Here is a 26328-nt window from a genome sequence, read left to right as displayed (position 1 = left end):
GGCTCAGATGCTCTCCGCAATTGTTCGTTCGCGGCCGTAGAAGCCGACGAGGGCCAGTATCCCGAGACCGAGCCCCGCCTGGACCGCGGACGGATCGAGCCCGAGGCCGATCAGCAGGGTATTGACCTCGGTCAGGACGGCGGCGCCGATGGCCGTGCCGACGAAGGAGCCCGCGCCGCCGGTGAGGGCGGTTCCGCCGATCACGACCGCCGCGATCGTCTGGAAAAGGTACGGTTCTCCGGCGGCGGCATAGGCGGAGCCCGAAAAGCCCAGAAGCAGGATGCCCGCGATCGAGGCGAAGAAACCGCTGAGCGCGAAGGTGGCCGTCCATGTCGCGACCGGCGGGATCAGTGCGTAGCGCGCGGCCGACGGATTGGAGCCGAGGGCGTAGATCTGCCGCCCGAAGGTGGTGCGGCGAAGAAACAGGACGACCAGGGCGACAAGCACGAAGGCCGCGGGAACGATGCCCGGGAAGGGCAGGGGGCCGAGCGATCCGCCTATCGACACGAACTCGGAAATGAACTGTGGCGCCGTTCCGGAGGGAAACCCGCCGGTCCACTGCTGTACCGCGCCGAGCACGACGGTGCCGACGCCCAGCGTCACGATCAGCGGATGCACGCCGAGCCCCGCGGAGATCAGCCCGTTGACCGCCCCGACTGCCAGCGCAAGCAGGGCGACGATGGCGAAGACGAGGGCGAAGCTCATGCCGTCGCCGTAGAGTTGGGCCGCGACGACGTTGGCCGCGCCGACGACGAAGGGTATGGACAGGTCGATGCCGCCGAGGATGATGACGAGGGTCTGCCCGACCGAGGCGACGGCGAGAAGGGCGCTCAGCACCAGAATGGAGCGAAGGGTGAACACCGACCCGTAACCGTCGATCAGCAGCATGCCGAGGACGTGAAGGACCACCAGCATGGCGAGGGCGCCGAGGATGCGGTTGCCCTTGAACAGCGTTCCGGTCATTGGCCTTGTCCTCCCCTGAGCCGGTTCTCGATCTGCGTGGCGCAGACGGCGAACACGAGGATCGCGCCATAGGCCATCTGCAGGATGAAGGTCGAAACGTTGAAATAGACCAGGATGCTCTGAAGCAGGAAAATGGCCATCGCGCCGATGACCGCGTTCCACGGGCCGCCGCGGCCGCCGGCGAGGCTGACGCCTCCGAGCGCGGCGGAGGAAATCGCCAGCAGGGTGTAGTTCGCGCCGATGTTCGGGTCGGCGGAACCGATCAGCGCCGAAAGCGACAGCGCTGCCAGCCCGGCGAAAAGGCCGCCAAGGACATAGGCGAGGAAGCGGATCAGGCTGACATTCACGCCGGCGGTATACGCCGCCCGGTCATCGCTGCCGCATGCCAGCAGCAGGCCGATATAGGGGAGCCTGGAGAGTGCTGCCCATATCGCGCCGATCGCGATGAGCGGAAGGATCGACCATGCGCCCGAAAGCGAGCGCAGCCATTCGGGAATGGTGCCCGAGGGAGAGGGCACGAAGGTGGTCGTCAGGCCTTCCAGTATGAGGAAGGTGCCGAGGGTGGCGACGATGGGCTGTATGCGCAGCACGGTGACGAGCAGGCCGTTGAACGCCCCGAACAGCGTACCGATGGCGACGGAAGCGGCGATGACGGGAACGGGACCGTGCAGTCCTGCGGCGCCGATGACATAGACGACCACGATGGCGTTCACGAAGCCCATCAGCGGGCCGATGGAAATGTCGAGGCCGCCGCGGCCGGACAGGATGGCCGGCGTGGATGCGAGTGCGGCGCCGATCAGCGGCGCGGCGAGGCCGATCAGCGTTCCCCACGCGGAAGGTGCGAAACGCTGGGGGTTGAACCAGATGTTCGCGATCAGCAGGACAATCATGACCGACCCGCCGACGCCCAGCGTGCGCAGCAGTGCCGCGGGCGCGAAGCGCGACGGGTCGGTGACTGGCGTTTTCCGCATAGGTGTCTCCTCGGCGGCACTCATGCGTTTTCCCCGAACATGGCGGAAAGAACGTTGTGGTTGGTCTTGTCGTGCCCGGACAGGACGGCCGAAATCGCGTGATCGCGAAAGACGACGACCTCGTCCGACAGTTCGACGGCTTCCTCGATCTCCGTCGACACCAGGACGAGGGTCATGCCCTCCTGCGCGAGCTTGCGGAAGATGCCGTAGAGCGTCTGGCGGGTGGCCACGTCGACGCCGCGGGTCGGATCGTTGAGCAGGAGTATCCGGGGATCGGTCGCCAGCAGGCGCGCGATGAGCACCTTTTGCTGGTTGCCGCCCGAGAGCGAGGTGATGGGATTCTCCGGCTGGCCGGCGACCACGGACAGCATGTCGCGATATTTCGCGAAGCGGCGCTTGCGGCGGGACATGCTCGCCAGGCCCGCCACATTGTCCCGGCCGGCCGAACAGATGGCGAAGTTGTCGAGGATCGAGAGGCTGGGGAAGATGCCGTTGGAACGGCGGTCGCGCGGCAGGTAGGCAATGCCCAGCCGGTGTGCCTGCCGCCCGCCGCGAACGGTGTCTTCCCGGTCCGAGTTCCTGACCCTTACGGCGCCGCCCGCGGGCTGGTTCCACCCGGCGAGCGTTTCGAGGAAGGCTTCCTGCCCGTGTCCGTCCAGGCCGGCAAGGCAGGTTATCCGCCCCGCGCCGAAGGCGTGGGTCACGGGGCGGGCACCGGGCTTGAGGACAAGATCGCTGGCGATCAGCGGGGAACTGGCTGCGGCCATCGTCATGCGGCTCCCCCGTTCCGCGCGTGCCCGGGCGCGGCCATCTTTTCCAGCAGGTCGGCGGGAGAGAACTCCCCGCGGGCGAAGGACGCGACATGTTCTCCGTTGCGCAGGACGGAAACGCGGTCGGACAGGCGCATGACCTCCTCCATGCGATGGGAAATGAACAGCACGTAGCGGCCCGCCGCGGCCATGGCTTCCATGCATTCGAACACGGCGTCCCGGTCGTCGTGGTCGAGGGCCGCTGTCGCCTCGTCGAGGACGAGGATCCCCGGGTCGCGGGCCAGCGCGCGCGCGATGACGACCAGCTGCTGGTGGGCGAGCGGCAACCGGCCCGCCTCGATGTCCAGCGGCAGCTTGCCGGCGCCGATCTTCGCCAGTGCTTCGCCCGCGATCTCGAGGCGGCGTGCGCGCGGCATCGGCGCGGCAAAGGGCTTCTCGAGGCCGAGCAGGATATTGTCGATGACCGGCCGGTTCGGGGCGATCAGCACTTCCTGGAAGACGGTGGCGAGACCGATGTCGAGCAGGGCGCGCGGGCGCCCCGTCGGGAGGGCGCGTCCGTCGAGCGTCAGCGATCCGGTATTCGGCCGGACGATGCCCGACAGGATCTTGACCAGCGTGGACTTGCCCGAGCCGTTCTCGCCCAGGATGCAATGCACCGTCCCGGGCGCGAAGTTCACGGAAATGTCTTTCAGCGCCCTTGTTTCGCCGAATGACTTGGACAGGTTTCTGATTTCAAGCATGGTCTGGCCGATGCGCGGCCCCGGTCCGGCCGAAGCCGGACCGGGAGACGCGATCTACTCGCAGGCCGAGGGAGCGTCGGCGTAATCCCAGCCGGGAACCGGCGCGGGATTGGCGAAATACGCGTCCATCAGGTCAGCCGGCAGCGGGTCGCTGGCGGGGACCGGGAAGACGGAGACCGAGTCCACCGTCATGCAGTCCTCGTAGAGGGCGTCGAAATCGTCCATCGACACTTCCGGCAGCGGCACCATGATGGTGTTCATCTTCGGTGCCTGTCCCTGCAGGACGCGCACCGCCACGCGGAAGAGCGTCTGCGCGGTCATGTGGGGCAGCACGCCGTGGCCCTGGAAACGGTAGGAGTCGGGATTCTCCTTCCAGTAGCCGAGCGCATCGCCGGTTATCGAGCCGGTGACGAGCGGCGGCTTCCTGCCGGCCTGCTTGAACGCCTCGGCCACGGCCCGTGACTCGGAGCCGGTGGTCCAGACGGCGTCGATCTCGCCGGGATAGGTGGCCAGTGCCTGCAGGACCGCGCTCTTGGTGACGTTGGCCGTCCAGTTGCCGTTGACGGTGCGGGCAACCTTCATGTCCGGGTGGTTCTCGAGCGCCTTGTCGGCGCCGGCCTTCTCCTGCAGCACGATCGGATGGCCGGCTATGCCCTCGACCATGAGGATCGTCGCATCCTCGCCTTCGGCGGCCGCGATCGCCTCGATCATGTCATGGCCCCAGCTGAAGTAGTTGGAGTCCACGTTGATCGCGTAGGGGCTCGTCACCGCGCCCGCCGCGGTGATGAAGGGAATGCCGGCGTCATAGGCCGCCTTGATCGCGTCGTTGAGCGCGGTCGACGAGCTGACGATGGAGGTGATGACGGTGCAGCCGCGGTCGATGAAGGTACGGATCTGGTTGATCTGCTGGCCCGCGTCCCCGTTGGAATCGGATATCTCGAAGGTCGCGTTTATGCCGTTGTCGTTCAGGCCCTCGACCAGGCGGCGCATCTCGTTCGTCACGGTCACGCGCCACGGATTGCCCTGGTAGGACTCGGAGTGGCACCATTTCCAGTCCGTGCCCTCGACCTTGAAGTCGTCATAGGCGGACGGAAGGATTTCGGTCGTCGCCCCCTCGTAGAGTTTCATCAGGCTGTCCGGCAGGTCGTTGGGCAGGGCATCCTGCGCCGCCGCGGGCCCGCTGACGAGTGTCGTTGCCAACAAGAGATATCGCAGTTTCATTTTTCGCTCCTCCGCAGCCGTTCCTGATCCCGCCATGGACGGGCCTCCGGTTTCGAGCGGGATGCGACGGCCGGCGCCTCCCGAAGTGGTTTTTGTATATAAGACATATTTTCATATACGATACAAGTGTGTATGACAGGGGGTAGCGGATTCGCTCGGATATGCGGTGGAAATCGAGATCAAACGGCGAATTACAAGCAAAACCGGGGGGTTGTGCGCATGCGCCAGCCCTTACGTCGTGAACTCAAATGTGAAGATAAGAATTACATAGGAATCCTGGAGGAGCCATGAGCACGTCATTTGCACCCACGGTTGGCGTTTCGAGCACGAGACCGTCCGACATGCCGGCGGAACACGCCGAATTGCCCGTATGGAACGCCGAGAACTGGTTCTACGAGGACTGGCAGCCGGGGCACCGGATACGGTCCCTGCGTCGCACCATCGCGGAAGGCGAAAGCCATCTCTTCAACACGCTCGTGTTCGACATTCATCCCTACGTGCAGGATCAGATGTTCGCGGAGCGGGAAGGCGTATTCGGCCGCCGGCTCGTCGCGGGAGCTTTCGTGTTTTCCGCCGGCCTGGGCCTCGTTGCCACCAACTGCATCAACGCCTTTTCCTATGGCTACGACAAGCTGCGCTTCATCAAGCCGGTGTTCATAGGCGACACGATCTACACCGTTCGGACCCACCTAGACAAACGGCCGAAATACGAGGACATGGGCCTCATTCGTGCCTCCTACGAGGTCTTCAAGGGCGAGGGGGAACTGGTCCTCTACTGCGAGCACCTGCAGACCGTGAAATATCGCAACCCCGCGGATTTTGCCGACCAGATCGAACGGAGGCCGTCATGACCGCCACGCAGGACCTTCCGCTTTCCGGACTGGTCGTGCTCGACATGAGCCAGTTCCTCTCCGGCCCCTATGCGACGCTTCGCCTGCAGGACCTCGGTGCACGGGTGATCAAGATCGAGCGTCCGGGCGCTGGCGACCTTTCGCGCACCCTCTATCTCAGCGACACCGAGATCGGCGGGGATTCGACGATCTTCCATGCCATCAACCGCGGCAAGGAGAGTCTCGCGGTCAATCTTAAGGACGAAAGGGACATCGCCCGGCTCAAGCAGCTCATCAAGAGGGCGGACGTTCTGGTTCAGAACTTCCGGCCCGGAGTCATCGAGCGACTCGGGCTCGACTACGAGGCCGTGCGCGCCATCAACCCGCGCATAGTCTACGGCTCGATCAGCGGTTACGGCGAGGACGGCCCCTGGGTGAAGCGGCCGGGACAGGACCTGCTCGCGCAGGCGCGTTCGGGTGTGATGTGGCTGAACGGCGATGACGGCGACGGCCCGGTGCCCTTCGGGCTTGCCATCGGCGACATGTTCGCAGGTGCCGATCTCGCGCAAGGCATTCTCGCCGGCCTTGTCCGTCGCGGCGTCACAGGCGAGGGTTGCCATGTCCAGACCAGCCTTCTGGAGGCGCTGGTGGACTTCCAGTTCGAGGTGCTGACCACTTACCTGAATGACGGCCGACGGATGCCGAAGCGCTCGGGCTTTCGCAGCGCCCATGCCTATCTGTCGGCGCCCTATGGCGTCTACGAGGCGAAGGACGGCTTCATCGCCATCGCCATGACGCCGATTCCGAGACTGCGCGAGCTGATGGGACTTGAGGCTCTCGATCCCTATTGCGACGATCCGGCGAGCTGGTTCACCAAGCGCGACGAGATCAAGCGGCTGGTTGCAGGTGCGATCGCGGAGCGCAGCGTCGGCGAATGGCTGGCCGTCTTCGAGCCGGCCGACGTGTGGTGCTCGCCGGTGCTCGACTGGGACGATCTGATGGAGAGCGAGGGCTTTGCCATGCTGGACATGCTGCAGACGGTCGAGCGCGAGGACGACGTCACGATCCGCACCACGCGCTCACCGATCCGGGTGAACGGCGAGCGCCCGAAGATCGCCCGCGCGGCACCGCGCGTCGGAGAGCACACCGACGCAATTTTCGCGGAGTTCGGCCTGTGACGATCAGGCTGAACGGCATGACATGGGGCCATCCGAGGGGCTACGACCCGATGGTCGCATGTTCGCGAATCTGGCGGGAGAGGACCGGCGTGGAGATAGCGTGGGACAAGCGGTCCCTGCAGGATTTCGAATCCTTTCCCGTCGAGGAGCTGGCGCGCGCATACGACCTGATCGTGATCGACCATCCCCATGTCGGCGAGGTAACGGCGCAGGACTGCCTGTTGCCGCTGGAGTCCGAGCGGCGTCGCGCGGAGTACGACGCGCTGGAAAACGGCAGCGTCGGAGGGTCGTTCGCCAGCTACAACTGGCAAGGGCATCAATGGGCGTTTCCGATCGATGCGGCTGCACAGGTGCAGGCGTACCGGCCGGACCTGATCGACCGGCCCGTCGAGCGTTTCGAGGACGCAATGGCACTCGCGGAAAGGGGCCGCGTGCTGATCCCGATGCGTCCCCCTCACTCGCTGATGACATACTTTTCGCTTGCCGCAAATCTCGGCACGCCTGTCGCCACCGGCGGCTCCGGCGAGCTGATCGCGATGGATGCCGGTGCGCGGGTCTACGACATGATTGCCGGACTCATGCGCCATGTGCCCGAAGATTGCTACGACATGGATCCGATCGCCGTGTCCGAAAGGATGTGCGAGGCGACCGGCACCTTTGCATGTGCGCCGCTGATCTACGGCTATGTCAGCTACGGGCTGGAGGGATTCCGTCCCAGGGCGCTGGCTTTCGCCGACATGCCGGCCGCCGGTGATCGGGGGCCTGCCGGATCGACGCTCGGCGGAACGGGAATCGCGGTGTCGGCATTCTCGGCCCATGCCGCGGAGGCCCGCGATTTCGCCTACTGGATCGCAAGCGGCGCGGTGCAGCGCGGGCCCTTTGCCGCCGCCGGCGGACAGCCGGGTCACGCGGAGGCCTGGGACGACGACGGGGTCAACGCCGCTGCGGGCCAGTTCTACCGGAACACCCGACGCACTCTCGACGGCGCCTGGATCAGGCCGCGCCACCGCGGCTACATGGCCTTTCAGGCGCTGGCCTCGGAGCGTCTCAACGCCGGGCTGCAATCCGGCGAGGATGCGCGAGCCGTCGTTGCAGACCTGAACGAGATGTTCGCGAGGAGCTGCGGCTGATACCGGTCACAGGTTCCAGATTCGCCTGGCATTCTCCGACAGGAGCTTTTTGCGCTCGTCCGCGCTCGCGCCATCGAGCAGCGCATGCGTCGCCGCGACCCACGCAAGCAATCCTCCGCCGAGCGTGCAAACCGGCCAGTCGCTGCCCCACACGACGCGGTCCCAGCCGAAAGCCTCGATCGTGTGTTCCACCCATGGCCGCAGGGTCTCGGCGATCCAGGTTTCCGGATCGGCATAGGCGACAACGCCCGATATCTTTGCATGAACATTCGGTCGCCGCGCCAGCTCGCCGATACGCTCCATCCACGGCTGGCGCTCCTCGCCCATGATGTCCGGCACGCCGCAGTGATCGAGGATGAAGGTTACGTCCGGCGCGAGATCGGCAAGTGCGATGGCCTTGTCCAGCTGCCGGGGCAGGACGCAGAGATCGAAGGTCAGGCCCGATCCCGACAGGCGCGCCATGTTTTCGCGGAACAGCGCGTTTTCGGAGAGTTCGTCCGGCATGACATGCAAGACCCGCCGGAAGCCCCGGACCAGCGGATTGGCGCGCTGGCGCTCGAGAAATTCCGCAAAGTCGTCTTTTTCCGGGCGGCAGGATGAGATCGCGCCGACGATCAGGCTGTCAGGCCGGTCCGCGAGCGTTGCGACATTGCGGGTCTCGGCCTCGATCATGGAGGGTTCGACATCGACTTCCATGTGCAGTGTGGCCGAAATGCCCGCCCGCCGCGCATCGCGCTCATAACTCGCATAGGGCCAGTCGCGGTTGAGCGGCTCGACACCGCTGAGCCAGGGATAGTCGAGCACTGAACGGTCGATGACGTGCAGATGCGTATCGACGATCATCGTTTGTCCTCCCACCGGGTTCGATCGACCGTATGCTCTCACATGAAAATAAGATATTCAAATAAGAATTATTCAATCGTCCTTGCGTTCCGTTCCCGCCAGCTTCGATAGCTGCCGGGCGGTGTTGGAAAGCATGTCCAGTGTCTGGGTGATGTCGGGCGCCTCCGAGCTGTTTACGAGGGTGATGTAGGGGACGGTGAGCGCGGCGATGGCCCGGCCGTCGGGTGCGAGAACGGGAGCGGAAAGGTTGTACACTCCGGCGGTCTGCGCACTTGGCATCATCTCGTAGCCGCGCTCGCGGATCTGGTTCAGGCGATCGAAGAATTCCTTCGACAGTGCCGGTTGCTCGTTGCTGCGGGAGTGCTCGTTGATCATCATCTGCCGTTCTTCCTCGGACCGGAATGCGAGGAGCACGTGACCGGATCCGGTGTCGTAAAGGCTGATGTGGGACCCGACGCGGATGGAGATTCCCCAGTATCCCGGTGCTTCCTGCTGGGCGACCACGACGACGGACCCGCGGTCGAAGACCGCGAGCTGGTTTGCCTGCCGGGTTTCCTCGGCGAGTTCGCGCATAAGCGGCGTCGCGAAGGATACAAGCCGCCGAACCGGCGCGTGCGACTGCGCCAGGCCGAACAGTTTCAGGGTGAGCGAGTACCGGTCGCCATCGATGCGGGACACGTAGCCGCGTCGCACGAGACGATCCAGCATCCGGTAGAACTCGTTGGGGCTGCGTCCCAGGCGCTTCGCGATCTCGGCTTGCGTCAGGCCTCCGTCGATCTGTGCGAGGAGCTCCAGGATGTCGAGACCCTTGTCGAGGGCCGGCGCCCGGTAGCGATCGTCTTCCTGCGTCATGGTTTTCTCCGTGAATTCCGGGCTTCATATACGCAGGAACCGGTCGGATAACAACGAAATTAAGCCTTGACCGCCAATAAAGAAGATGTTTGCATATGAATGAACCACTCATCCGTGAGGGTTTGGGTATCGTACCCACAACGATTCAATGTCTCGGGAGGAGGCTCATGAAAAAGCTACTGGCCGGCGTTTCCGCCGGTGTCCTCGCATTGCATGCCGGCGGTTTCGCGTTGGCGCAGGAATTGCCTGGCAAATTCGAAGGCGTCACGATCGAGGCCAAGCTGATTGGCGGACAGCAGTACGAGCGGCTCTATGCGCGCATTGCGGAATGGGAGGCCGCGACCGGCGCCAAGGTCAACGTCATATCCAAGAAGAACCATTTCGACCTCGACAAGGAAATCAAGTCGGACATCGCGGTCGGTGCGATCGACTGGTGCGTGGGTTCGAACCATTCCTCGTTCGCGCCCCAGTATCCCGGCATATATGCCGATCTCGCGGCTCTCCTGCCGCAGGAGGAGATCGACGCCTATGTCGACGCCAACATCGCGGCCTCGACGCTCGGCGGCAAGCTCGTCATGCTGCCGCGCGCCCAGTTCGATGTATCGGCGCTCTACTACCAGAAGAGCCTGTATGAGGACGAGGACAACAAGGCGAGGTTCAAGGAGCAGTACGGTTACGACCTTGCGCCGCCGGAAACCTGGGAGCAGGTAAGCGACCAGGCCAAGTTCTTCGCCAACCCGCCGGATTTCTACGGCACGCAGTATGCGGGCAAGGAAGAGGCGATCAACGGCCGGTTCTACGAGATGCTGCGCGCCGAGGGTGGCGAGTATCTCGATGCCGACGGCCGTCCGGCATTCAACTCGGAAGCCGGCGTCCGGGCGCTCAACTGGTTTGTCGATCTCTACCAGGCCAAGGCCGTGCCTGCCGGCACCACCAACTATCTGTGGGACGATCTCGGCCAGGGCTTCGCTTCCGGCACGGTTGCGCTCAACCTGGACTGGCCGGGCTGGGCGGGCTTCTTCAACGATCCCGCCTCGTCGAAGGTCGCCGGCAATGTCGGCGTCGTCGCGCCGCCGAAGGGGTCTTCGGGCGCACGTACCGGCTGGTCGGGCCATCACGGTTTCTCCGTCACGGAGAACTGTGACAACAAGGAAGCTGCCGCCTCGCTCGTCTGGTTCCTGACCAACGAGGACAGCCAGAAGCTCGAGGCCTCGGCCGGCCCGTTGCCCACGCGCGACGCCGTCTGGGACTGGGTCATCGAGCAGGCGGCGGGTGATCCCTATCGCCAGGAGGTCCTCGCGGCCTTCCAGGAAGCCGCGGCTGGCGCCTATCCGGTTCCGCAATCGCCGTCCTGGATCGAGATATCCAACGCGGTCTATCCGGAGCTGCAGGCCGCCATTCTCGGCGACAAGACTGCCCAGGAGGCGCTTGACGACGCGGCAGCCGAGGCAACCGCGATCCTGGAGGATGCCGGAGAGCTCTAGGGTTCCTCCCGAAGGGGGGCGCGGCGGTGCCGTGCCCCTTTTTCCCGGCCGGGCCGCGAGGTTGCCGGTCCGATCGCAGACGCTCCGCATCCCAGTTGAAACTTTCGAGAGGACGCCATGAAAGGGTGGAAGCCCGCTCCGCACGTGCTGCTGCTGTTGCCGGCCTTCATCGTGCTGGCCGCGGTGGTCGTGGTCCCGCTGCTCCTGTCGCTCTATTCGAGCTTTACGCCTTTCCGGCTTACGCGTCCGGAATCCATCTATACCTTCATCGGTTTCCGCAATTACGAGCGCCTCCTGGCGGACCGCGATTTCTGGATCGCCTTCGGGCGGACCGTCCTGCTGCTCACATTCGCGCTCAACCTGGAAATGATCCTCGGCCTCGGCCTCGCCATGCTGGTCGAAAAGGCGACGCGCGGACAGCGCATACTGCGCACGATCATGATGTTTCCGATGATGTTCTCGCCGGTGCTGGTCGGTTTCCAGTTCAAGTTCATGTTCAACGACAATATCGGCGTCGTGAACAACGCCTTGCAGGCGCTCGGTCTGACCGACCGCGCCATTCCGTGGCTGATCGACGGCCATCTCGCGTTCATCTCGATCCTGATTGCCGAGATATGGTCCTCGACCGCGGTGTTCGCGATCTTCATCCTGGCGGGCCTGATGGCGATGCCGAAGGAACCGCTGGAAGCGGCCAAGGTGGATGGATGCACGCCCTGGCAGAGTTTCCGCTACGTGACATGGCCCTTCGTCATGCCGTTCGCCTTCATCGCGATGACCATCCGTTCCCTCGACATCGCCCGGGCATATGACATCGTGAAAATCATGACCGACGGCGGGCCGGCCGGTCGTACCGAGATCCTCTGGACCCTGATCGCCCGGACCGCCTATTCGGATGCGCGCATGGGGCTGGCCAACGCCATGTCCTACATCGCGATCCTGCTCTCCATCCTGTTCACGGCGATGTTCTTCCGGCAACTCGCGAAGGCACGCCAGCAGATCGGCGCGGAGTGGTGACGATGGACGAGAATGCCGTAAATCGTATCAAGCGCGGAGTGCTCCGGATCGGGCACGCGGTCGGTCTGTTCCTGGCCATGGCGATCATCTGCCTGCCGGGGCTCTGGGTCGTGCTGTCCTCGCTCCGGCCGACCGTCGAGATCATGGCCAAGCCGCCGGTCTGGATACCGAACGAGGTGTCGCTCGAGGCCTATGTGAACATGTTCTCCGGCGTCGGGCAGGGGGGCATTCCGGTCCTGGAGTATTTCCGCAACTCGCTCATCATCTCGGTCACGTCCACGGTGATCGCGCTGGCGGTCGGGCTGGCCGGTGGCTACGCCTTCGCCCGCTACCGGTTCAGGGGCAAGTCCGCCATCTTTCTCGGCTTCATGCTGACGCGGACGGTTCCCGGCATCGCGCTGTCGCTGCCGCTGTTCTTCGTCTATGCGCGGCTCGGCATCATCGACACCCATTTCGGGCTCATCCTCGCCTATGTGGCGCTCAACGTGCCCTTCACGATCTGGTTGATCGACGGCTTCTTCCGGCAGGTGCCGCGCGATCTGGCAGAGGCGGCACAGATCGACGGATGCACCCGCTGGCAGGCCTTCTGGCAGGTCGAGTTCCCGCTGGCCCGGCCGGGCATAGCATCGGCGGGCATCTTCGCCTTCCTGATCTCGTGGAACGAGTTCGCGCTCGCCTCCCAGCTGACGCGATCCACCAATTCGAAGACGCTGCCGGTCGGCCTTCTCGACTACACGGCCGAGTTCACCATCGACTGGCGCGGCATGTGCGCCCTTGCCGTGGTGATGATCATCCCGGCGCTCACGCTCACATTCATCGTTCAGAAACACCTGGTCTCCGGTCTCACGTCCGGCGCGGTGAAGGGATAGAAATGGCTACAGTTTCTCTGAAGAACCTGGTCAAGAAATACGGGCAGCTGGAGGTCGTCCATTCCATCGGCCTCGACGTCAACGACCGCGAGTTCATCGCGCTCGTAGGCCCGTCCGGATGCGGCAAGTCGACGACGCTGCGAATGATCGCCGGGCTGGAGGACATCACCTCGGGCGAGATCCGCATCGGCGACCGCGTGGTCAACGACCTGCCGCCGCGCCAGCGCAACATTTCCATGGTGTTCCAGTCCTATGCGCTCTATCCGCACATGACGGTCGCCGAGAACATGGGGTTCTCGCTCAAGATCGCCGGGCGCACGCAGCCCGAGATCGATGCCGCTGTGGCCGAGGCGGCGCGAATCCTGAGCCTCGGGGAACTGCTGGATCGCCGACCCTCGCAGCTTTCCGGCGGCCAGCGCCAGCGCGTTGCCATGGGGCGCGCGATCGTCCGCAAGCCGGACGTGTTCCTGTTCGACGAGCCGCTGTCCAACCTCGACGCGAAGCTGCGCATGCAGATGCGCACGGAAATCAAGAAGCTGCATGCGCAGGTCCAGTCGACCGTGATCTACGTGACGCATGACCAGGTCGAGGCAATGACGCTCGCCGACCGGATCGTCATCATGCGCGACGGTCATATCGAGCAGGTCGGCACGCCCGACGAGGTGTTCCGCCGGCCGGCAACGCATTTCGTGGCGGGATTCATCGGTTCGCCGACAATGAACCTGCGCGAGGCGACGATCGATGATGGCGGGCTCGTCTTCGACAATGGCGACCGGCTGCCTCTTCCCGCCGAATTTCGCGAAGCTGTTTCCGCGGGCCAGAGGGTCGCCTTCGGCCTGCGTCCCGACGATCTCTATCCGACCGGCCACGGGATTCATTCCGGCGAGGCGCACGAGGTGCACGCCATGCGGGTGCCGGTCACGATCACCGAACCGCTTGGCAACGAGACCCTGGTCTTCGTCACCTTCGCCGGCGGCGACTGGATCGCAAGGATGCTCAACCCGAAAGCCCTGCAGTCCGGCGAGGAAATCGAACTCAGCTTCGACCTAAGCCAGGCGCATCTGTTCGATGCGAAAACCGGCAAATCCTTGAGGCGCTAGCACCATGGCCCGAATCGAGAAGATAGAACTGCGCATGGTGGACCTGGTTCCGAAGGTGAAGCGCACCGATGCGATCCAGAGTTTCGTCAGCCAGGAAACGCCGATCGTGACGATCACCGATTCCGACGGTGCGACCGGAACAGGCTACAGCTACACGATCGGAACCGGGGGCTCGTCGGTCATGCGGCTGTTGGCCGATCACCTGGCACCGCGGCTCATCGGGCGCGATGCGGACATGATCGAGGCGATCTGGCACGAACTGGAATTCGCGACCCATGCCACCACGATCGGCGCCATCACCTCCATTGCGCTGGCGGCAGTCGACACCGCGCTTTGGGATCTGCGCGCACGCAAGCAGGGACTGCCCCTCTGGAAGCTCGCCGGCGGCGCGAAGGACCGCTGCCCGCTGTACACGACCGAGGGAGGCTGGCTTCATATCGATACGCAGGCCCTGGTCGACGACGCCCTCGAGGCGCAGTCCAAGGGGTTCAACGGTTCGAAAGTGAAGATCGGCAAGCCGCACGGCGCGGAGGATTTCGAGCGACTGGCGGCAGTACGCGCGGCCGTTGGCGACGGCTACGAGATCATGACGGACTGCAATCAGGGTTTCGCGGTCGACGAGGCCATCCGGCGCGCCGAAAGGCTCCGCGAACTCGATCTCGCCTGGATCGAGGAGCCGCTGCCGGCCGATGACATCGACGGTCATGTCCGCCTGTCATCATCGACGGCGACGCCGGTGGCAATCGGCGAGTCGCTCTACTCCATCCGCCATTTCCGGGAATACATGCAAAAGGGCGCCTGTTCGATCGTGCAGGTCGATGTCGGGCGCATCGGCGGCATCACGCCCTGGCTGAAGGTGGCCCATGCGGCGGAAGCGTTCGACATCCCGGTCTGTCCGCATTTCCTGATGGAACTGCATGTCAGCCTGACATGCGCCGTGCCGAACGGAAAATATGTCGAGTACATCCCGCAACTGGATGAACTGACCGGAAGCCGAATGACGATCGAGGATGGCCACGCGCTGGCGCCGGCCGAGCCGGGCATCGGTATCGACTGGGACTGGGATGCCGTGCTCGGCATGAGCATTCCGGAATTCACCGCGACGGTCACGGAAAGGGGGGACTGAGCCATGCAGCGAATGGGAATGGTGATCGGCCTGAAACCGGAAAAGGTTGCCGAGTACAAGCGCCTGCACGCGGCAGTCTGGCCGGAGGTTCTCGACATGATCTCCAAGTGCAACATCCGCAACTATTCGATCTTCCTGAAGGAACCGGAGAACCTGCTGTTCGGCTACTGGGAGTATCACGGTACCGATTTCGCGGCCGACGCGGCGAAGATGGCCGCCGACCCGAAGACGCAGGAATGGTGGGATGTCTGCATGCCCTGCCAGGAGCCCTTCGAGACCCGTGGCGAAGGGGAATGGTGGGCCATGATGGAGGAGGTATTCCACCATGACTGAGCGCTTCGATCCCGCCGCGCTTGTCCAGGAATGGCCGCTTCCGTCGGCCCCGCGCCCGATCGTGACCTTCGGCGCAGGTTCGATCGTCGGCGACGCTCACTTCCCGGCCTACAGGAAGGCCGGATTACCGGTCGCCGGCCTCTACGATCCGGACAGGGCCAAGGCGGAGAAACTGGCCTCCGAATGGGGCGTGAAGGCCTTCTCCTCGGCGGAGGAAGCGGCCGCCGTGCCCGGCGCCGTCTTCGATCTTGCCACGCCGCCGAAGGTCCATGCCGACATTCTGCGCCTGCTGCCGGAAGGCGCTGCAGCCCTGATCCAGAAGCCGATGGGCAGCGACCTCGACGCAGCGACCGAGATCCTCGAGATCTGTCGCGGGAGGCACCTGAAGGCCGCGGTCAATTTCCAGCTGCGCTTCGCGCCGATGATGCTGGCGGTGAAGGACGCCATCGCGAAGGGCTGGCTGGGCGATGTCGTCGACTTCGACGCCTGGCTGGCCCTGGCGACGCCGTGGGAATTGTGGGCCTTTCTCAAGGGCCTCCCCCGTATCGAGATCACCATGCATTCGATCCACTATCTCGACCTGATCCGCGAAATACTTGGCGATCCCGAGGGCGTGCACGCGAAATCGCTGGGGCATCCGAACCATGAAATGGCGCAGACCCGCACCAGCGCCATCCTCGACTACGGCGACACGGTGCGTTGCGCACTCTCCATCAATCACGATCACAAGTTCGGCCGCAGGCACCAGGCCTGCGAGTTCCGGATCTGCGGCACCGAGGGAGCGGCCTACCTCCAGCTCGGCGTCAACCTCGATTATCCGCGCGGCGAGCCGGATATCCTGGAGATATTCCCGAAGGGAGGGGACGACTGGGTGACGGTGCCGCTCAGGGGTGCATGGTTCCCGGACGCCTTCGTCGGCCGGATGGCCAACCTGCAGCGCTTCGTTTCCGGCGAGGACGCCGAACTGGTGAGCTCGGTGGAGGACGCGTGGAACACCATGGCTCTGGTCGAGGCCGCCTATGCCTCTTCGGCATCCCCGGCGACCCCGCTCGCGAGAAAGCCCTGACGATGGAACAGGCCGTCTACTTCGAGGAATACGAAATCGGCTCCGAGCGCGTTACGTCGGGCCGCACGATCACGGAGACGGACTTCGTGGTTCATGCCGGTCACACGGGCGATTTCTTCCCCCACCACATGGACGCCGAGTTCATGAAGACGCAACCCTTCGGCCAGCGTATCGCCCACGGCACGATGGTCTTTTCCATCGGTGTCGGACTGACGGCGAGCGTCATCAACCCGGTCGCCTTTTCCTACGGCTACGACCGTCTGCGCTTCGTCAGGCCGGTCTTCATCGGGGACACCATCCGCACCCGGGCGACCATCATCTCGAAGGAAGACGACCCGAAGCGTCCCGATTGCGGGCGGGTCGTGGAGCGCACGGAAGTGCTCAACCAGCGCGACGAGGTCGTTCTTGTCGCGGATCACATCTACATCGTCGAACGCAGGAAGAAGCCCGCCTGACGGGCCGAACGGAGAGAACATGGCAGACTGGGTCAAGGGCAGGACCGTGTTGGTAACGGCAGCCGGACAAGGAATCGGCCGCGCGACCGCGCTTGCTTTCGCCGCCGCCGGCGCGCGAACGGTCGCGACCGACATCAACGAGACGGCGCTCGCGGAACTCGCGGAGGCAAGCGGTATCGAAACGCGCCGGCTCGACGTGCTGAAAGACGCGGATGTCCGCGACGCGGTCGCGGAAGTCGGACCGGTTGACGTTCTTTTCAACGGTGCCGGCTTCGTGCACTCCGGATCGATCCTCGAGATGAAGGACGAGGATTTCGATTTTGCCGTCGATCTGAATGTCCGTTCGATGATCCGGACGATCCGGGCGGTGCTGCCCGGCATGCTCGAGCGTGGCAGCGGGGCGATCATCAACATGTCGTCGGTGGCAAGCTCGATGAAGGGCGTGCCGAACCGCTTCGCCTACGGTACGACCAAGGCGGCGGTGATCGGGCTGACCAAGGCGGTGGCCGCCGATTATGTCGGGCAGGGTATCCGCTGCAACGCCATCTGTCCCGGCACGGTCGAAAGCCCGTCGCTGCATGACCGGATGCGCGCGCAGGGCGATTTCGAGGCGGCGCGCGCCGCGTTCATCGCCCGCCAGCCCATGGGCCGGATCGGCACCCCCGACGAGATCGCCGATCTCGCGGTCCATCTCGCCAACGCAACCTATACCACCGGCCAAGCCTACGCCATCGACGGCGGCTGGACGATCTGAAACCCACCCAGGGACCAATTCCGTGACCAAGATTACCGGCCTCAAGACATTCGATCTCCGTTTCCCGACCTCGCAGAACCTCGACGGTTCAGACGCGATGAATCCGGACCCCGACTATTCGGCGGCATATGTCGTGCTCGCAACCGACCAGGACGGCCTGGAGGGGCACGGGCTGACTTTCACGATAGGGCGCGGAAACGAGGTCTGCGTCGCGGCGATCGAGGCGATGCGCCATCTCGTGGCGGGGCTCGATCTTGACTGGATCGCGGAAAATCCCGGTCGTTTCTGGCGTCATGTGACATCGGACAGCCAGCTGCGATGGATCGGACCGGACAAGGGCGCGATGCACCTGGCCACCGGCGCGGTCGTCAACGCTGTCTGGGACCTTCTTTCCAAGCAGGCCGGCAAGCCGGTCTGGCGGCTGGTCGCCGACATGAGCCCGGAGGAGATCGTCGACATCGTCGATTTCCGCTACCTGACCGATGCAATCACCCGCGAGGAAGCGCTGGCGATATTGAAGGCCGCCGAGCCGGGCAAGGCCGAGCGCATCGCCCGGCTCGAAGAGACAGGCTATCCCTGCTACACGACGTCCGCGGGATGGCTAGGTTATCCGGACGACAAGCTGCGCCGTCTCTGTCGCGAGGCCGTCGAGGCCGGTTTCAACCACGTCAAGCTGAAGGTCGGGCGCGATCTCGAGGATGACATCCGCCGCCTCCGCATCGCGCGCGAGGAACTGGGGCCCGACCGCTTTCTCATGATCGACGCCAACCAGGTGTGGGAGGTCGATCAGGCTATCGATTGGGTGCGGCAGCTGTCCTTTGCCAATCCCTTCTTCATCGAGGAGCCGACAAGTCCCGACGACATTGCCGGGCATCGCCGCATCCGCGAGGCGGTCGCGCCCGTGAAGGTCGCGACGGGCGAGATGTGCCAGAACCGCATCGTCTTCAAGCAGATGATCTCCGGCGGCGCCATCGACATCGTGCAGATCGATTCCTGCCGCATGGGCGGGCTGAACGAGGTGCTGGCCGTGCTTCTCATGGCCGCCAAGTTCGGTCTCCCCGTCTGGCCCCATGCCGGCGGTGTGGGGCTTTGCGAGTATGTGCAGCACCTGTCGATGATCGATTTCGTCGCCGTGTCGGGCACGATGGAGGGGCGGGTTATCGAGTATGTCGACCACCTGCACGAGCATTTCGTCGACCCCTGCGACATTCGCAACGCGGCCTACATGCCGCCCGTGAAGCCGGGATTCTCGATCGAGATGAAGCCCGCTTCCATCGAGCAGAACGTCTTCCGCGGCCAGACCAAGGCCGCCTGAATTCAAGACAGCAAGGAAAGAAAAATGAAACTGCTTCGCATCGGCGAGCCCGGAAGGGAAAAACCTGCCATCCTCGACGGAAACGGAATACCGCGCGACCTGTCGTCTGTGGTTGCCGACATTGCCGGCGATACACTGCTGCCGGAAACGATGGCCAGGCTGGAGGCGCTCGACCCGTCGGACCTTCCCGAACTCGACGGCGGTCGCATCGGCCCGTGCGTCGGACAGGTCGGCAAGTTCATCTGCATCGGCCTGAACTATTCCGACCATGCCGCCGAGACCGGTGCCGAGGTGCCGCCGGAGCCGGTGATCTTCATGAAGGCGACTAGCGCGATCTGCGGGCCGAACGATCCGATCATCATTCCCCGCAACTCGCAGAAGACCGACTGGGAGGTCGAGCTTGGCGTGGTGATCGGCAAGCCGGCCAAGTATGTTTCGGAAGCGGAGGCGCTCGAACACGTGGCCGGCTATTGCGTTATCAACGACGTGTCGGAGCGCGCCTTCCAGGCCGAGCGCGCGGGCCAGTGGACCAAGGGCAAGTCCTGCGACAATTTCGGTCAGACGGGACCCTGGCTTGTCACCCGCGACGAGGTGCCCGACCCGCAGGACCTCGGCATGTGGCTGGATGTCAACGGAAAGCGCATGCAGGACGGTTCGACGCGGACGATGGTCTACGGCGTGGCCCATGTCGTCTCCTATCTCAGCCAGTTCTTCACCCTTCAGCCCGGCGACATCATCTCCACCGGCACGCCGCCCGGTGTCGGTCTCGGCATGAAGCCGCAGCAGTTCCTGAAACCCGGCGATGTGGTCGAGCTCGGTATCGAGGGCTTGGGCAGCCAGCGCCAGGATGTCATCGCCGACGCCTGATGCAGCGACGGGAAGGGTAGGCGGCGGAACGGGCCCGGTTGCCTACGCCGCCCAAGGGGCACTTCGTGTCCCTGGTTCCGGATTCGCAAGGACCGTGATTCACGCCGCGGGCCTGCCGCCGGCTGTCAGAAGAAGACTGCGATCAGGTTCGGCCACAACAACAACACCAACAAGGCCAGCAGCTGGATGCCGATGAAGGGCAGGAAGCCCTTGAAGATGTCGGTCAGGGAGATGTGCGACGGGGCGACGGATTTCAGGTAGAACGCCGCCGGGCCGAAGGGGGGCGACAGGAAACTGACCTGCATGTTCATCGTGAAGAGCACGCCGAACCAGATCGCCACATGTTTCGGCTCGAGAGTGCCGATGAAGCCCAGCTCCTCGACCGGCAGAACCATGACGATCGGCAGGAAGACGGGCATGATCAGCAGCACGATGCCGACCCAGTCCATGAACATGCCCATGACCAGGAACACCAGCATCATGACCAGGATGACACCCATGGTAGGCAGCTCCGCGCCGACGATCAGGTTGGCGACATAGGTCGGCCCGCCGACAAGCGTGTAGGACGCCGCCAGCGCAGCCGCGCCGACGGTCACCCAGATGATCGTACCCGTCGACTTCATGGTCCGCATCAGCGAGACCCAGACGACGTCGAATGTCATTTCACCGCGCACCAGTGTGATCACGAACACCGCGACGACGCCCATGGCCGCGGCCTCGGTGATGCCGGTGATGCCTCCGTAGATGGAGCCCAGCACGACCCCGATGACGACCAGTGGCGCGACGAGGCCCTTGCCCATCTGCCATCCGGTGCGCACGCGTTCGCGCCCGATCGCGAATTGCGCGAACAGGGCGCAGCCGGCCAGCACGGCGAGCAGGTAGGGAATGTCGGCGACCATGCCGAGCCGGGCGGGGTCGCCGCCTTCCTCGATGATGTTTCCCCCGGTCACGGTCAGGAACAGCGCCCGCACCAGCAGCAGGGCGGTGGCTGCCGCGACGATGACGGTCATGAAGCCGGCGAACAGGATTGCCTTTTCCGGGCCGGGCGGATCGTCGGGATCCGGCTCGGGCAGGGGAGCCTGTTCGGGGTTCAGCCGGGTGCGGGCGACGATGTAGATGATGAAGAACGATGCCAGCATGAAGCCCGGCAGGAAGGACGCGGTGAACAGCGCCTTGATCGAGGTCTCCGTCACCAGCCCGTAGAAGATCAGGACGATGGACGGCGGGATCATCGTGCCGAGGGAGCCGCTGGCGCAGATCGTGCCGATCGCCAGGTTCTGGTTGTACCCCAGCCGCAGCATCTGGGGCAGGGCGATCAGGCCCAGCAGCACCACCTCACCGCCGACGATTCCCGACATGGCTGCCATGATCACCGCCATGACGGAAGTCACGATGGCTATGCCGCCCCGGGTACGGCTCAGCCACACATTCAGCGAGGAATACATGTCCCTGGCGATGCCGCTGCGTTCCAGAAGCGCGGCCATGAAGATGAACAGGGGAACCGATATCAGGACGTAATTGGTCATCTGGCGGTAGACCGCCTGCGCCACCACCGCCAGCGGCCCGCGCCCGAAATCGCGGAACAGTATGTCCGGTCCGAATTTCATGACCAGCGCAGCGCAGGCCAGCGAGGCCGAGGCAAAGCCGAGCGGCATGCCCATCGCGAGGAGCACGAAGAGGCCAATCAGCAGGATCAGCGAAAGCGTACCAATATCCATCTGATTATTCCCCGATGCTCTTGCGGATATCGTCGATCTCCGCCTCATCGATTTCGTCCAGAGGCGTGTGGTGCTCGGGCAACTTGTTCCAGTCTGCAATGAGGTTGGACAGCGCCTGCAGCGCCACGAGGGCGACGATGACGAGGATGGCGGGCTTGATGGTGGCCGGGATCGGCGGATCCCATGCCGTGCCGAACGTCTCCCAGCGCAGCAGCTTGTCGCGCGCCTCGTTGTATCCGCCCCAGATGAGAAGGACGGTGAACACCCAGATCAGAATGACGGAGGCGATGTCGGAGAGCTGCTGGAGCCGCCGCGGAAACAGGTCATAGACCACATAGATGCGGATATGGCTGCGTTGCTGCATGGCGTAGAGGCCGGAAAGCAGGAACACGAAACCGGCGATCCACAGCGACAACTCGTTCGCCCACAAGGTGGGTTTCTGGAACACGTAGCGCGACACCACCTCGTAGAACATGACCACGACGATGGCGGCAGTGGCAATCATTGCCAGGCGCGAGCACACTAGGCTGACAATGTCGAAGAAGCCGGCCGGCTCCGACTCGATCGCTCCACGCGTATCGGACAGGTAGATGCTGGCCGACAGCAGTGCGACGGTGCCGGCGATCATGGTCACCAGCACAAGGGGCTTGTCGGCGGGAGAAAGGAAGGCCCGCAAGGTAACGCCGGTATCGAAGAAGAACTGGCCCAGAACCAGTAGCAGGACCATGGCGCCGGTGCAGAGCGCACCGGCCAGCATGACCAGGCGCATCGGCCTCCGCGCGGGTCCAAGCCACACACTTTCAGCTTTTTCGGCCATTGATGCCGTCCCACGGGTTGTCAGGTAGTCAGCATATCACGACGAGCCCGCTGGGCCCGTCGCTCGTTTCGAGGGCAAGTAGGCCCGGACTAGTCGATCTTGCCTGTCCGGCGCAGGAAGGCGCGATGCGCTTCGACCAGCGCATTGGCTTCCGGTGTCTTGGCCGCCCATCCGTCCCATGCGCGTTGTGCACCGGCACGGAACTCGGCACGGTCCTCGGGCGACCAGTCGTGTAGTGTCACGCCCTTTGCCTGGAGCTGCGTCGCGGCTTCCGCATTGGCGATCTCGATCGTCATCGCGGTCTGCAGGGCAAGTGCCTGCGTTGCCACGTCGAAGATCGCCTTGATGTCATCCGGGAAGCTGTTCCAGACGTCGAGGTTCAACGTCACGTGGTCGACGGGCATGGAGTGGAAGCCGGGATAGGTGGCATGTTCGACGATGTCATAGAGTCCGAGGCCCACATTGTTGGCCAGGCTGGACGCATCGGCGCCGTCGATGATGCCGGTTTCTAGCGACGTGAAGACTTCGGTGAAGTCCATGACGATCGGGGAAGCCCCCAGCTCGGCGAAGATTTCGGTCTCGAGGCCCGGAGGCGAGCGGAACTTCCAGTCCTTGAGATCCTCGGGGCCGCGGATCGGCTTGGACGAAGACAGGGATTCCTGTCCGCCTGTCCACCAGCCGACGAGGTGCATGTTGTATGCCTCGTAGAGCTCGTTCGCAGCCTCGCGGCCGCCACCGAAGTAGAAGAAGCTGTAGAGCTCGTACGGGGTGTCGTAGCCGCCCATCGGATCGCCGACGAACTGGAAGGCGGGGTTCTTGCCGGTCTGGTAGGCGCCGCCATGCATTTCGCCGTCGAGAACGCCTGTGGCTGCTGCGTCGAATCCCTCCACGGTTGCGACGACGGCCGACGACCAGAACATCTCTATGTCGACGCGTCCGCCGGACATGGTCTCGACATTCTTGATGAATTCCTGGGCGAGTTTGCCCGATACCGTTTCGGCTGCGTACTGCGTCTGCATGCGCAGGTTGAATTCGGCGGCGAAGCTGGCCGTGGTCAAGAGCGACGAGGCGGCAAGGCCGGCGGCGAGTTTAGCAATCTTCATGTTTTCCTCCCGGGGTGAATGTCTCTCGCGACCTCCGACCTCCTCCAAGTCATACGGCACAGAGATTGCCATGGTCACGCCATCTTGGTATACCATATGCAAAATACGGTCAATAATACGGTATACCATATTGCGCTCGCCGCATTCGGGATGGTTGTGTAAGAGCGGAGAATCATTATTCGAAACAAGGAATTAGAAGTGGCACCGAAGAAATCTACGTCGATCGATCTTCCAACCCTGCCGCGCCAGCGTCTTGGCGATCAGATTGCGGACATCCTGCGCCAGCAGATCCTGCTGGGAGACCTGAAGCCCGGCGACAACATCCCTGAACGGGAAACCTCGGCTGCATTGGGCGTCAGTCGTACTCCCCTTCGCGAGGCATTGCTGATGCTCGAGGCGGAAGGCCTGGTGGAGATGTCGCCTGCCCGCAGTCCGATTGTCGCGAAGCCGTCGCTGGTCGAGGTGACTCATCTGCTGCTGGTTCAATCCGCGCTGGAGGCGCTCGCGGGGGAGTGTGCCTGTGACGAGGCCTCGGACGATGAGGTCGACGAGATCGAGTCGATGCACCAGACCATGCTCGCCACCGTGGACAACCCGGATCCCATTGAGTTCTTCCAGATCGACATGGGATTCCATGAGGCGATCGTCGCTTCGACCAAGAACCTCTCGCTGATCAAGACACACAAGCAATACCACGCCCGGCTGTGGCGTGCCCGGTTCCTGTCTGCGCAGCACAAGGCTGCCCGCGAGGCGGCGATGATCGAGCACGGACGGATCGTCGAGGGCCTTCGCCGGCGCGACAAGGAACTCGTATCCACGAGATTGAAGGAGCACCTGCGTACGGCGATCGAGAACATCAGGAGCATCTACGTGCAGGAAGAGAGCAGGAATGATCCGACAGCTCCGGCGGACAGGAAGCTGGAGCAAACGGATGGATGACGACGACCCGGAGAAAGGTGCGAAGGCAAGACTGCGCTCTCGTGACTGGTTCGACGACCGGACCAATCCCGGAATGACCGCGCTCTACCTGGAGCGTTATCAGAATCACGAATACACGCGCGAGGAACTGCAGTCCGGGCGACCGATCATCGGTATTGCGCAGACCGGGTCGGATCTCGCGCCCTGCAACAAGATCCATGTGTTCCTGATGCACCGGATCAAGGCGGGAATCCGCGACGGCGGCGGAATTCCGATGGAATTCCCGGTCCACCCGATCCACGAGAACGGCAAACGTCCGACGGCGGCGCTGGATCGCAACCTCGCCTATCTGAGCCTGGTCGAGGTCCTGCATGGCTACCCGCTTGACGGGGTCGTCCTGACGACGGGTTGCGACAAGACCACGCCGGCGATGCTGATGGGCGCATCCACGGTCGATCTGCCGGCGATCGTGCTGTCCGGCGGACCCATGCTCGACGGCTGGTGGAAGGGCGAGCTGGCCGGCTCGGGTACCATCATCTGGGAAAGTCGCCGCCTGCTTGCCGAGGGCGAGATCGACTATGACGAGTTCATCAGCCGCGCCTGCGCCTCGGCCCCGTCGCTGGGGCACTGCAACACGATGGGCACGGCCAGCACGATGAACGCGATGGCCGAGGCCCTCGGAATGAGCCTGCCAGGTTGCGCGGCGATCCCGGCGCCGTTTCGCGAGCGCATGAACATGGCCTACGAAACCGGCAAGCGTATCGTCGCCATGGTTGCCGAGGATCTGACACCGTCGAAGGTGTTGACGCGAAAGGCATTCGAGAACGCCATCCGGGTGAATACCGCGATTGGCGGTTCCACCAACGCGCCTCCCCATTTGCAGGCCATCGCTCGTCACGTCGGCGTCGAACTGGACGTCCATGACTGGCAGGAGATCGGCTACGAATTGCCGCTTCTGCTCAACATGCAGCCATCCGGCAGGTATCTCGGCGAGAGCTTCTACAGGGCAGGCGGAATCCCGGCGGTGATGGGTGAGCTCGACCAGGCGGGCCTGCTGCACAGGGACGTGGTGACGGTCTCGGGGAAAACGCTCGGCGATACCCTCGACGGCTGCCGCAGCCGTGACCACGATGTGATCGCGACCGTCGACAAGCCGCTGCGCGAGAATGCCGGATTCCTCGTACTGAGCGGAAACCTGTTCGATTCCGCCCTCATGAAAACCAGCGTGATCTCCGACGCCTTTCGGGAGCGCTATCTGAACAGGCCGGATGCCGAGAATGTCTACGAGGCAAGGGCGGTCGTCTTCGATGGCCCTGAACACTATCATGCGGCGCTGAACGATCCGGCGCTCGAGATCGACGAAAACTGCATTCTGTTCATCCGCGGGACCGGTTGCGTCGGCTATCCGGGGTCGGCCGAGGTCGTGAACATGCAGCCGCCGGACGCCATTCTCAAGGCGGGAATCATGCATCTGCCGACAGTCGGGGACGGCCGACAGTCCGGTACGTCGGAGAGCCCCTCGGTTCTCAATGCCTCGCCGGAAGCCGTTGTCGGCGGAGGACTGGCGCTTCTGAAGACCGGCGACAGGGTCAGGCTCGACCTGAATGCGCGTACGCTCGACGCCTTGGTTGACGACGAGGAATGGGCCGAGCGGAGCGCGAACTGGGTGCCGCCCGAACTGACGAACCAGACGCCGTGGCAGGAGATCTACCGCACCAATGTGGGGCAACTGGCCGACGGGGGGTGCCTGGAACTGGCGACCGCGTACCAGAAGGTCAGACGGCTCATGCCGCGTCACAGCCACTAGGAAATCCGCGGCCGACGGGGAGGAGGGCTGCCGGGACGGGCGCATGTGGCAGCGCGCGCCAGTCGCATCCCCGCACTGCAACGA

Annotated in this window: 26 protein-coding genes; 16 read left to right on the top strand and 10 right to left on the bottom strand. The window is 64.0% G+C overall.

The window, feature by feature from the left end; all coding sequences use genetic code 11:
- Positions 1–3 precede the first annotated feature (3 nt).
- Genes HTY61_RS11800 through HTY61_RS11780 form a run of 5 tightly spaced genes read right to left on the bottom strand, consistent with a single transcriptional unit; the run spans position 4 to position 4665 of the window.
- The gene (locus HTY61_RS11800; RefSeq protein ID WP_175276978.1) at positions 4–963 is read right to left on the bottom strand and encodes an ABC transporter permease; all 960 of its coding nucleotides are present in this window, start codon (positions 961–963) and stop codon (positions 4–6) included.
- Positions 960–1958: an ABC transporter permease gene (locus HTY61_RS11795; RefSeq protein ID WP_246272790.1), complete on the bottom strand. Its 999-nt coding sequence runs from the start codon at positions 1956–1958 to the stop codon at positions 960–962. Before HTY61_RS11795 ends, HTY61_RS11800 begins: the two co-directional genes overlap by 4 nt.
- A complete protein-coding gene (locus HTY61_RS11790) occupies positions 1955–2707 on the bottom strand; it encodes an ATP-binding cassette domain-containing protein (protein ID WP_175276977.1) in 753 nt (250 codons plus the stop codon). The genes HTY61_RS11795 and HTY61_RS11790 overlap by 4 nt, the downstream gene beginning before the upstream one ends.
- Positions 2704–3444 (bottom strand): ATP-binding cassette domain-containing protein, encoded by a 741-nt coding sequence (locus HTY61_RS11785; RefSeq protein WP_175276976.1) that lies wholly within the window; start codon positions 3442–3444, stop codon positions 2704–2706. The genes HTY61_RS11790 and HTY61_RS11785 overlap by 4 nt, the downstream gene beginning before the upstream one ends.
- A 54-nt stretch (positions 3445–3498) precedes the next feature.
- Positions 3499–4665 carry a substrate-binding domain-containing protein gene (locus HTY61_RS11780; RefSeq protein WP_175276975.1) on the bottom strand — a complete coding sequence of 389 codons (1167 nt, stop codon included), beginning with the start codon at positions 4663–4665 and terminating at the stop codon, positions 3499–3501.
- Between the two features lie 287 nt (positions 4666–4952).
- Here HTY61_RS11780 and HTY61_RS11775 point away from each other — a divergent pair, with 287 nt between their 5' ends.
- The 3 genes from HTY61_RS11775 to HTY61_RS11765 are packed head-to-tail and all read left to right on the top strand — an operon-like array spanning position 4953 to position 7803.
- On the top strand, positions 4953–5516 hold the full coding sequence (locus HTY61_RS11775) for a MaoC family dehydratase (RefSeq protein ID WP_175276974.1): 564 nt from the start codon (positions 4953–4955) through the stop codon (positions 5514–5516).
- On the top strand, positions 5513–6673 hold the full coding sequence (locus HTY61_RS11770) for a CaiB/BaiF CoA transferase family protein (protein WP_175276973.1): 1161 nt from the start codon (positions 5513–5515) through the stop codon (positions 6671–6673). The genes HTY61_RS11775 and HTY61_RS11770 overlap by 4 nt, the downstream gene beginning before the upstream one ends.
- The gene (locus HTY61_RS11765) at positions 6670–7803 is read left to right on the top strand and encodes an extracellular solute-binding protein (protein ID WP_175276972.1); all 1134 of its coding nucleotides are present in this window, start codon (positions 6670–6672) and stop codon (positions 7801–7803) included. Before HTY61_RS11770 ends, HTY61_RS11765 begins: the two co-directional genes overlap by 4 nt.
- A 6-nt stretch (positions 7804–7809) precedes the next feature.
- Here HTY61_RS11765 and HTY61_RS11760 read toward each other — a convergent pair whose 3' ends face one another.
- Complete coding sequence (locus HTY61_RS11760) at positions 7810–8646, bottom strand: amidohydrolase family protein (protein ID WP_175276971.1); 837 nt, start codon at positions 8644–8646, stop codon at positions 7810–7812.
- 72 nt (positions 8647–8718) lie between these two features.
- Positions 8719–9498, bottom strand: coding sequence for an IclR family transcriptional regulator (locus HTY61_RS11755; RefSeq protein ID WP_175276970.1), 780 nt, complete (start codon positions 9496–9498; stop codon positions 8719–8721).
- Positions 9499–9665: 167 nt separating this feature from the next.
- On the opposite strand from HTY61_RS11755, the gene HTY61_RS11750 reads away from it, so the two are divergent.
- The 11 genes from HTY61_RS11750 (at position 9666) to HTY61_RS11700 (ending at position 19881) form a co-directional block, all read left to right on the top strand.
- Positions 9666–10982 carry an ABC transporter substrate-binding protein gene (locus tag HTY61_RS11750; protein WP_175276969.1) on the top strand — a complete coding sequence of 439 codons (1317 nt, stop codon included), beginning with the start codon at positions 9666–9668 and terminating at the stop codon, positions 10980–10982.
- Between the two features lie 117 nt (positions 10983–11099).
- Entirely contained in the window at positions 11100–11996 is an 897-nt protein-coding gene (locus HTY61_RS11745; protein ID WP_175276968.1) for a carbohydrate ABC transporter permease, read from the top strand.
- 2 nt (positions 11997–11998) lie between these two features.
- Positions 11999–12865 (top strand): carbohydrate ABC transporter permease, encoded by an 867-nt coding sequence (locus HTY61_RS11740; protein ID WP_175276967.1) that lies wholly within the window; start codon positions 11999–12001, stop codon positions 12863–12865.
- A 2-nt stretch (positions 12866–12867) separates the two neighbouring features.
- Positions 12868–13965: an ABC transporter ATP-binding protein gene (locus HTY61_RS11735; RefSeq protein ID WP_175276966.1), complete on the top strand. Its 1098-nt coding sequence runs from the start codon at positions 12868–12870 to the stop codon at positions 13963–13965.
- A gap of 4 nt (positions 13966–13969) precedes the next feature.
- Positions 13970–15091 (top strand): mandelate racemase/muconate lactonizing enzyme family protein, encoded by a 1122-nt coding sequence (locus tag HTY61_RS11730; protein ID WP_175276965.1) that lies wholly within the window; start codon positions 13970–13972, stop codon positions 15089–15091.
- A gap of 3 nt (positions 15092–15094) precedes the next feature.
- Positions 15095–15424 carry an L-rhamnose mutarotase gene (locus tag HTY61_RS11725; RefSeq protein WP_175276964.1) on the top strand — a complete coding sequence of 110 codons (330 nt, stop codon included), beginning with the start codon at positions 15095–15097 and terminating at the stop codon, positions 15422–15424.
- Entirely contained in the window at positions 15417–16490 is a 1074-nt protein-coding gene (locus HTY61_RS11720; protein ID WP_175276963.1) for a Gfo/Idh/MocA family protein, read from the top strand. The genes HTY61_RS11725 and HTY61_RS11720 overlap by 8 nt, the downstream gene beginning before the upstream one ends.
- A 2-nt stretch (positions 16491–16492) precedes the next feature.
- Positions 16493–16945: a MaoC/PaaZ C-terminal domain-containing protein gene (locus HTY61_RS11715; RefSeq protein WP_175276962.1), complete on the top strand. Its 453-nt coding sequence runs from the start codon at positions 16493–16495 to the stop codon at positions 16943–16945.
- Between the two features lie 19 nt (positions 16946–16964).
- Positions 16965–17699: an SDR family oxidoreductase gene (locus tag HTY61_RS11710; protein WP_175276961.1), complete on the top strand. Its 735-nt coding sequence runs from the start codon at positions 16965–16967 to the stop codon at positions 17697–17699.
- A gap of 22 nt (positions 17700–17721) precedes the next feature.
- Complete coding sequence (locus HTY61_RS11705; RefSeq protein ID WP_175276960.1) at positions 17722–19014, top strand: L-fuconate dehydratase; 1293 nt, start codon at positions 17722–17724, stop codon at positions 19012–19014.
- A gap of 24 nt (positions 19015–19038) precedes the next feature.
- Positions 19039–19881, top strand: coding sequence for a fumarylacetoacetate hydrolase family protein (locus tag HTY61_RS11700; protein WP_175276959.1), 843 nt, complete (start codon positions 19039–19041; stop codon positions 19879–19881).
- Between the two features lie 125 nt (positions 19882–20006).
- Here the strand turns inward: HTY61_RS11700 and HTY61_RS11695 are convergent, their stop codons facing one another.
- From HTY61_RS11695 to HTY61_RS11685, 3 genes are all read right to left on the bottom strand, one after another.
- Positions 20007–21599 carry a TRAP transporter large permease gene (locus HTY61_RS11695; protein WP_175276958.1) on the bottom strand — a complete coding sequence of 531 codons (1593 nt, stop codon included), beginning with the start codon at positions 21597–21599 and terminating at the stop codon, positions 20007–20009.
- 4 nt (positions 21600–21603) lie between these two features.
- Positions 21604–22368 (bottom strand): TRAP transporter small permease subunit, encoded by a 765-nt coding sequence (locus HTY61_RS11690; RefSeq protein WP_246272789.1) that lies wholly within the window; start codon positions 22366–22368, stop codon positions 21604–21606.
- A 137-nt stretch (positions 22369–22505) separates the two neighbouring features.
- On the bottom strand, positions 22506–23519 hold the full coding sequence (locus tag HTY61_RS11685; protein WP_175276956.1) for a TRAP transporter substrate-binding protein: 1014 nt from the start codon (positions 23517–23519) through the stop codon (positions 22506–22508).
- 198 nt (positions 23520–23717) lie between these two features.
- On the opposite strand from HTY61_RS11685, the gene HTY61_RS11680 reads away from it, so the two are divergent.
- Positions 23718–24458 carry a GntR family transcriptional regulator gene (locus tag HTY61_RS11680; RefSeq protein WP_175276955.1) on the top strand — a complete coding sequence of 247 codons (741 nt, stop codon included), beginning with the start codon at positions 23718–23720 and terminating at the stop codon, positions 24456–24458.
- On the top strand, positions 24451–26244 hold the full coding sequence (locus HTY61_RS11675; protein ID WP_175276954.1) for an IlvD/Edd family dehydratase: 1794 nt from the start codon (positions 24451–24453) through the stop codon (positions 26242–26244). The genes HTY61_RS11680 and HTY61_RS11675 overlap by 8 nt, the downstream gene beginning before the upstream one ends.
- The last annotated feature ends 84 nt before the right edge of the window (positions 26245–26328 follow it).

This window comes from Oricola thermophila (assembly GCF_013358405.1).
In the GTDB taxonomy this organism is placed as follows: Bacteria; Pseudomonadota; Alphaproteobacteria; order Rhizobiales; family Rhizobiaceae; genus Oricola; species Oricola thermophila.
Note: the sequence above shows the minus strand (reverse complement) of the source record. Positions and strands in the feature narration are given on the sequence as shown.

Bases quoted from the DNA above. Each gene is read 5' to 3' on its own strand.
- HTY61_RS11745 (WP_175276968.1), top strand. From the start codon at position 11,100: ATGAAAGGGTGGAAGCCCGCTCCGCACGTGCTGCTGCTGTTGCCGGCC.
- HTY61_RS11785 (WP_175276976.1), bottom strand. From the start codon at position 3,444: ATGCTTGAAATCAGAAACCTGTCCAAGTCATTCGGCGAAACAAGGGCG.
- HTY61_RS11715 (WP_175276962.1), top strand. From the start codon at position 16,493: ATGGAACAGGCCGTCTACTTCGAGGAATACGAAATCGGCTCCGAGCGC.
- HTY61_RS11710 (WP_175276961.1), top strand. From the start codon at position 16,965: ATGGCAGACTGGGTCAAGGGCAGGACCGTGTTGGTAACGGCAGCCGGA.
- HTY61_RS11790 (WP_175276977.1), bottom strand. From the start codon at position 2,707: ATGACGATGGCCGCAGCCAGTTCCCCGCTGATCGCCAGCGATCTTGTC.
- HTY61_RS11720 (WP_175276963.1), top strand. From the start codon at position 15,417: ATGACTGAGCGCTTCGATCCCGCCGCGCTTGTCCAGGAATGGCCGCTT.
- HTY61_RS11730 (WP_175276965.1), top strand. From the start codon at position 13,970: ATGGCCCGAATCGAGAAGATAGAACTGCGCATGGTGGACCTGGTTCCG.
- HTY61_RS11675 (WP_175276954.1), top strand. From the start codon at position 24,451: ATGGATGACGACGACCCGGAGAAAGGTGCGAAGGCAAGACTGCGCTCT.
- HTY61_RS11695 (WP_175276958.1), bottom strand. From the start codon at position 21,599: ATGGATATTGGTACGCTTTCGCTGATCCTGCTGATTGGCCTCTTCGTG.
- HTY61_RS11775 (WP_175276974.1), top strand. From the start codon at position 4,953: ATGAGCACGTCATTTGCACCCACGGTTGGCGTTTCGAGCACGAGACCG.
- HTY61_RS11755 (WP_175276970.1), bottom strand. From the start codon at position 9,498: ATGACGCAGGAAGACGATCGCTACCGGGCGCCGGCCCTCGACAAGGGT.
- HTY61_RS11770 (WP_175276973.1), top strand. From the start codon at position 5,513: ATGACCGCCACGCAGGACCTTCCGCTTTCCGGACTGGTCGTGCTCGAC.
- HTY61_RS11795 (WP_246272790.1), bottom strand. From the start codon at position 1,958: ATGAGTGCCGCCGAGGAGACACCTATGCGGAAAACGCCAGTCACCGAC.
- HTY61_RS11740 (WP_175276967.1), top strand. From the start codon at position 11,999: ATGGACGAGAATGCCGTAAATCGTATCAAGCGCGGAGTGCTCCGGATC.
- HTY61_RS11800 (WP_175276978.1), bottom strand. From the start codon at position 963: ATGACCGGAACGCTGTTCAAGGGCAACCGCATCCTCGGCGCCCTCGCC.
- HTY61_RS11725 (WP_175276964.1), top strand. From the start codon at position 15,095: ATGCAGCGAATGGGAATGGTGATCGGCCTGAAACCGGAAAAGGTTGCC.
- HTY61_RS11780 (WP_175276975.1), bottom strand. From the start codon at position 4,665: ATGAAACTGCGATATCTCTTGTTGGCAACGACACTCGTCAGCGGGCCC.
- HTY61_RS11735 (WP_175276966.1), top strand. From the start codon at position 12,868: ATGGCTACAGTTTCTCTGAAGAACCTGGTCAAGAAATACGGGCAGCTG.
- HTY61_RS11700 (WP_175276959.1), top strand. From the start codon at position 19,039: ATGAAACTGCTTCGCATCGGCGAGCCCGGAAGGGAAAAACCTGCCATC.
- HTY61_RS11760 (WP_175276971.1), bottom strand. From the start codon at position 8,646: ATGATCGTCGATACGCATCTGCACGTCATCGACCGTTCAGTGCTCGAC.
- HTY61_RS11750 (WP_175276969.1), top strand. From the start codon at position 9,666: ATGAAAAAGCTACTGGCCGGCGTTTCCGCCGGTGTCCTCGCATTGCAT.
- HTY61_RS11685 (WP_175276956.1), bottom strand. From the start codon at position 23,519: ATGAAGATTGCTAAACTCGCCGCCGGCCTTGCCGCCTCGTCGCTCTTG.
- HTY61_RS11690 (WP_246272789.1), bottom strand. From the start codon at position 22,368: ATGCGCCTGGTCATGCTGGCCGGTGCGCTCTGCACCGGCGCCATGGTC.